5 protein-coding genes are annotated in these 5,052 nt (G+C 72.1%); 2 read left to right on the top strand and 3 right to left on the bottom strand.

Going from position 1 to position 5,052, the window contains the following annotated elements:
* On the bottom strand, positions 1 to 864 hold an 864-nt coding region (locus tag D471_RS35145; protein WP_040690326.1), incomplete at its 3' end, for an endonuclease/exonuclease/phosphatase family protein.
* 274 nt (positions 865 to 1,138) lie between these two features.
* Here D471_RS35145 and D471_RS35140 point away from each other — a divergent pair.
* Positions 1,139 to 2,284, top strand: coding sequence for a chitinase (locus tag D471_RS35140; RefSeq protein ID WP_017600080.1), 1,146 nt, complete (start codon positions 1,139 to 1,141; stop codon positions 2,282 to 2,284).
* An 81-nt stretch (positions 2,285 to 2,365) separates the two neighbouring features.
* Here the strand turns inward: D471_RS35140 and D471_RS0119025 are convergent, their stop codons facing one another.
* Both D471_RS0119025 and D471_RS0119020 read right to left on the bottom strand, forming a co-directional pair.
* Positions 2,366 to 3,043, bottom strand: a complete 678-nt coding sequence (locus D471_RS0119025; protein WP_026127870.1) for a hypothetical protein — start codon at positions 3,041 to 3,043, stop codon at positions 2,366 to 2,368.
* A gap of 94 nt (positions 3,044 to 3,137) precedes the next feature.
* Complete coding sequence (locus D471_RS0119020; protein ID WP_017600078.1) at positions 3,138 to 3,578, bottom strand: hypothetical protein; 441 nt, start codon at positions 3,576 to 3,578, stop codon at positions 3,138 to 3,140.
* Positions 3,579 to 4,086: 508 nt separating this feature from the next.
* On the opposite strand from D471_RS0119020, the gene D471_RS35135 reads away from it, so the two are divergent.
* Positions 4,087 to 5,052: FAD-binding oxidoreductase (locus tag D471_RS35135; protein WP_161630105.1), on the top strand; the 966-nt coding region annotated here is incomplete at its 3' end.

Raw genomic sequence — 5,052 nt, 5'->3', positions numbered from 1 at the left:
CGGGTAGCGGCTGAGCACGCCCAGGCTGCCGCCGCTCTGCCAGTGGTACCAGCCCAGGGCGTCGGCGAGCCGTGTCGCGGCACCGCCCTCGGTCTCCTGGAGGCCGACGACGTCGGCGCCGCTCTCCAACAGGAAGCGCACCTGCTTGTCGTGGTAGCCGTTCACCCGGCTGCCGCCGTGCCAGGTGTTGAAGGTGAGCACGTCCAGCTCCGGCACGAGCGCCGAGCCCCGCGGCCGCACCGGGACGGTCGCGGTGAGGCGCGCCGAGGAACCGCCGGGTGCGGTCGCCTCGACGGTGACCTGCGCCGTCGCTCCGCCTGAGCCGTCCGGCGTTCCGGACAGGGTTCCGTCCGCGGCGACGTCGATCCACGCGTCACCGTCGACCTTGGCGAACTCGGCGTCCGGGCGCGAGGCCAGGCCACCCAGATCGGCTTCGTAGGCGTCGCCGACGCGCGCGTTGCGCAGGGCGGCCGCGTCGACGGGGAAGGTGACGGGGGCGTCGGTGGGAAGGTGCACGTCGATGGGCTCGGTCAGCCACGTGTAGCCGTCCCGGGCCAGGAAGTAGGCGACGTAGTGGCCCGGTTCCAGGGAGTCGGCGGGGAGCGTGACGGTCCCCTCGGTTCCGGGGGCGTACCGCCACACCAGGGACGGCGAGACGTACTCCTCGTCGGCGGGTCCGCCGCCGGAGGCGTGGTACAGGCCGATCCAGTTCGTGGGGTGGGGGGCGGTGGTGGTGTAGGAGAAGGTGACGGGAGAACCCTCCACCACTTCCAGGGTTCCCTGCCGCTCCGCCGACGCGGGGGCCGCGCCGAGGATCAGGATGATCGCCGCGACGACCGCGGGGACCAGGTTCCGGATGCGCATCCGGTGACTGCCTCTCGTGTGGGGGTGAACGATGACAGGCCCCATGCCTACCAGTGCCGTCATCCGCTCTGACCTGTGGGGGCGCGGCTCGGAGGCGGATGGCCATCGCGTGAACCCCGGTCCACCGCCGCGCGAACCGCCCCTGAGGCTCGGGGACCGGGTGACCGAAGGGCCGTTGACACCGCGGGAGACGGGGACTTATCGTCTGCGAAATAGTTAGGAAAGTTTCCTAACAGTGAAGGGCAACCGTCCCGCCCGGACCCTTGGAGATCCCGTGCGACGAACCCCCCGCCTTCTCGCCACCGTCGCCGCGACACTGCTCGCGGCCTCCCTCTCCCCCGCCCCCGTCTCCGCCTCCGCCTCCGCCGACACTGCCACCGCCGGGAGCACCGCCACCGCCCAGCTCCCCGACCGGGTGCTGGCGGGCTACCTGCACACCAGCTTCGCCAACGGCTCGGGCTGGGTGGACCTGGCCGACGTTCCCGATCAGTGGGACATCATCCACCTCGCCTTCGCCGAACCCACCTCCCCCACCTCCGGGCGACTGGAGTTCTCCCTGTGTCCACACACCGAGTGCCCGGACGTGCCCTCGGAACAGGAGTTCATCGCCCAGATCGACGACGCCCAGGCCCGCGGCAAGAAGGTCGTGCTGTCCGTCGGCGGCCAGAACGGCCAGGTCCGGTTGGAGACCACTCGGGCCCGCACGGCGTTCGTCGAGTCGGCCTCGGCGATCATCGACCGCTACGGGCTCGACGGCATCGACATCGACTTCGAGGGCAACTCCCTCTACCTGGAGGAGGGCGACACCGACTTCCGCTCCCCCACCACCCCGGTGATCACCAACCTCATCGGCGCGCTGCGTGACCTCACGGACCGCTACGGCCCCGACTTCGTGCTCACCATGGCGCCCGAGACCTTCTTCGTGCAGGTGGGCCACCAGTTCTACGGACGCGGCCAGTGGGGCGGCGCCGACCCCCGCGCCGGGGCCTACCTTCCGGTCATCCACGCCCTGCGCGACCGGCTCACCCTCCTGCACGTCCAGCACTACAACTCCGGGCCGATCATGGGCCTGGACGGTCAGTACCACTTCATGGGTGGGGCCGACTTCCACCAGGCGATGGCCGACATGGTGCTGACCGGCTTCCCCGTCCAGGGTGACCCGTCCCAGTTCTTCCCACCCCTGGCCCCCGAACAGGTCGCCATCGGCCTGCCCGCCTCCACGTACGCGGGCAACGGCCACACCTCCGTCGCCGAGGTCCAGGCCGCCTGGGACTGCCTGACCACCGGCTCGGGGTGCTCCGGCTACACCCCGACCACCGCCCGCCCCGGGCTGCGCGGCCTGATGTCCTGGTCAATCAACTGGGACCGCTTCGGCGGTGACGAGTTCGCCACCGAGCACGGCCGACACCTGGGGACCTGAGCCCGGGGCCCACGCCGCCCTCGATCCCGTCCGCGCCCCGCTCCGACGGGCTCCCCCGGAGCGGGGCGCACCCGTGCACGCTCAGTGCTCGTGGTCGTGCCCGTCGTCGGCGTGCCCGGGCGCCGGTTCCGCTGACTCGGAGGGCTCGACGGAACCGCTCGGGCCGTCCACCGAGGAGTCCGCCGGATCGGTCGTGTCCGTCCCGGTCTCCCCGGCCTCCTCCGTGTGACCGTCGTCGGCGTGGCTGTCCGTGCCGTGGGCGTGCTCCGAGGCACCGTTCACGGCGGCCGCGGTGGAAAAGGCCACCATCAGGGCGGCGACCACGACGGCACCGATCACCGTCGCCCCGGGCTCGGCACGGCTGCCACGCCGGAGCATCGCCCAGACGGCGCAGACCGCCACGGCGAGTTCCAGGGCGACGGCGACGGTGTCGGTGACACCGATCGGCTCCGGAGTCCAGGCGTGCGGCCCGAAGGGGACCCCGACCACGCGGCTGACCGTCCAGATTCCGACGGACCCCAGGTTGACGAGCGCTCCGACGGCCATCAGCGCCCGGCCGCCGGGCCACACGGCGAGGACGGCCCACACCGTCTGGACCACACCGGTGGCGACGAAGAAGACCCCGGCCAGCATCCACTCGTTCCAGTGGTCGGGTGTCATGACGAGGTGGATCAGGGCGGTTCCCGCCGATGCCGTGGCCGCGATGAATCTGGCCGGTCCACTGCCCTTGGGCGTGGTGCGGCGACGAGTGTGACTCATGTGTACGTACTCCCGATGACGTTCGGTCGAAGGTGGACATGCCGAGGGCCGGCACGAGCCGCGTAAGGCGGCGTCGCGCATGACCGAGGGGCATCTACACCCTCAGAACCGACAGTTCGGCGAGGAGTCTGGGCACGCGTCTTCGGCGCCGGAGACCGCGCGCGAACGCCCACGGCACGGCGACGTCGCGAGCACGCGGCGGGCTCGCGGGACTCGGTGGAGCCAGCGGATGGGCCAGGGCCAGCGGCACGAGCAGGACGAAGGGGGCCGCGGCCACGCTCAGGCAGTCGGCGTGGGCGTGGTCCCGCGCGACGGCGCAGCCCGCCTCCGGCGCCGCCCCGTGTTCCTCAACCGTTCCCGACGCTCCGTGTGACGGGTGCAGCACGTCCTCGTGCGCCACGTGGTGCCGCGCCGGCCCGTGGGACGTGTGGGTCGATGCGCCCTCGGCTCCGTGCACGAGCGCCACCGCGAAAAGGGTGCACAGCAGCACCAACAGCCACAGAGCGGGTGCGGTACGCACGACGGTGGGACTCACGGGTGACGGTCTCCGTATGAGGGGGATGGGGCGGGGCGGACCTCATGCGGGGTCGACGCGCGCCACGCACGACCCTACCCGTCCCCCTGCCCGCGCCGCGAACCCGGCCACCGGCCTCCGTTCGGCCTCGTAGCCGCCCGCTCTCGTGGACCTCCTCGGGTCCGGCGTCGACGATCCTGGGGAGCACACCGCGCCGGGCCAGTCCGATGGCGGGCACGAGGCCCTGGGGCCCACGCCCACGATGAGAACGTCGTCGTCTCTCACGGAAATATCAAAAAGCGAACGTTCGTTTTCCTATGGGAGCACGCCGGGGAGCCACCCACAAGAGGAAACGAGTCGTTCTCTACATCGAAAAACCACGCCGCAGAATTTAAACGCAACGTCATTGAGCAATTACGTCTGGTAAAAATAGCAGGCACGTCCCCTACGGCACCCCTCCGTCGTCCCCCCTCGACGCGTGCGGGTCGAAGCCTCGGTGGGCGCTTCCACACACAGGCGAGGTGATCGGGTGAGTTTGGACAGCACGCGCACGGACGAAGCGCCCCGGATCCCCCGGGACGTGGTCAGCGGATCGGGCCTGCGTGCCCCACATCGCGTCTGGCACCGACTGGGCCGCGGTCTCGTGGGCGAGCTCATCCTGCCCGACCAAAACGACTACGACACCGCGCGCCGCACCGCGGACCCGCGCTTTGACACCGTCGCCCCCCGCGCGGTGGTGCGGTGCGCCCACGAGAACGACGTCGTCCAGGCCGTGGACTTCGCCCGCCGCTGGGGCATCCGCGCCCACGTCCGGGCGGGCGGCCACTGTCCGCTCGGCTCCTCGACCGGCTCCGGCCTGGTCATCGACCTGTCACCGCTGAGCGGCACCGTCGTCGACGGCGACACCGCCTGGTGCGCGGGGGGCACGCTCACCGGGGCGTTCAACGAGGCCCTCGACGCCCACGGGCGGACGGTGCCCACCGGCCGGTGCGCGTCGGTCGGCATGGCGGGCCACACCCTGGGCGGAGGCACCGGACCGACCGGGCGCAGGCACGGATTCACCCTCGACAGCCTGATCGGCGCCCGCGTCGTCCTCGGCGGCGGACACGTGGTGGACTGCGACGCCGACCACCACTCCGACCTGTTCTGGGCGCTGCGCGGCGCGGGCCACGCCGCCTACGGCGTGGTCACCGGGCTGACCTTCCGGGCCCGGCCCGCCCGGCCGGTGACCGACTTCCTCCTCGGCTGGCCCGCCGACTGCCGGACCCGGGTACTGGCCGCCTGGCAGGACTGGGGCCCGCACGCCCCGGACGAGCTCTCGACGACGGCCACCGTCACCGCGGGCATCCCCGACACCACCCTGCCCCCGGCCGCCGTGAGTGGGTCCTGGCTCGGCGATCCGGCCGGTATGGAGCACCTGGTGGACGACCTCGCGGCAGCCGTGGGCCAGCCCCCGCGGGTCCGGACGGGCACCACCCGCGCGACCAACGCCGCG

Source organism: Nocardiopsis lucentensis DSM 44048 (assembly GCF_000341125.1).
Taxonomy (GTDB): Bacteria; Actinomycetota; Actinomycetes; order Streptosporangiales; family Streptosporangiaceae; genus Nocardiopsis; species Nocardiopsis lucentensis.
Note: the sequence above shows the minus strand (reverse complement) of the source record. Positions and strands in the feature narration are given on the sequence as shown.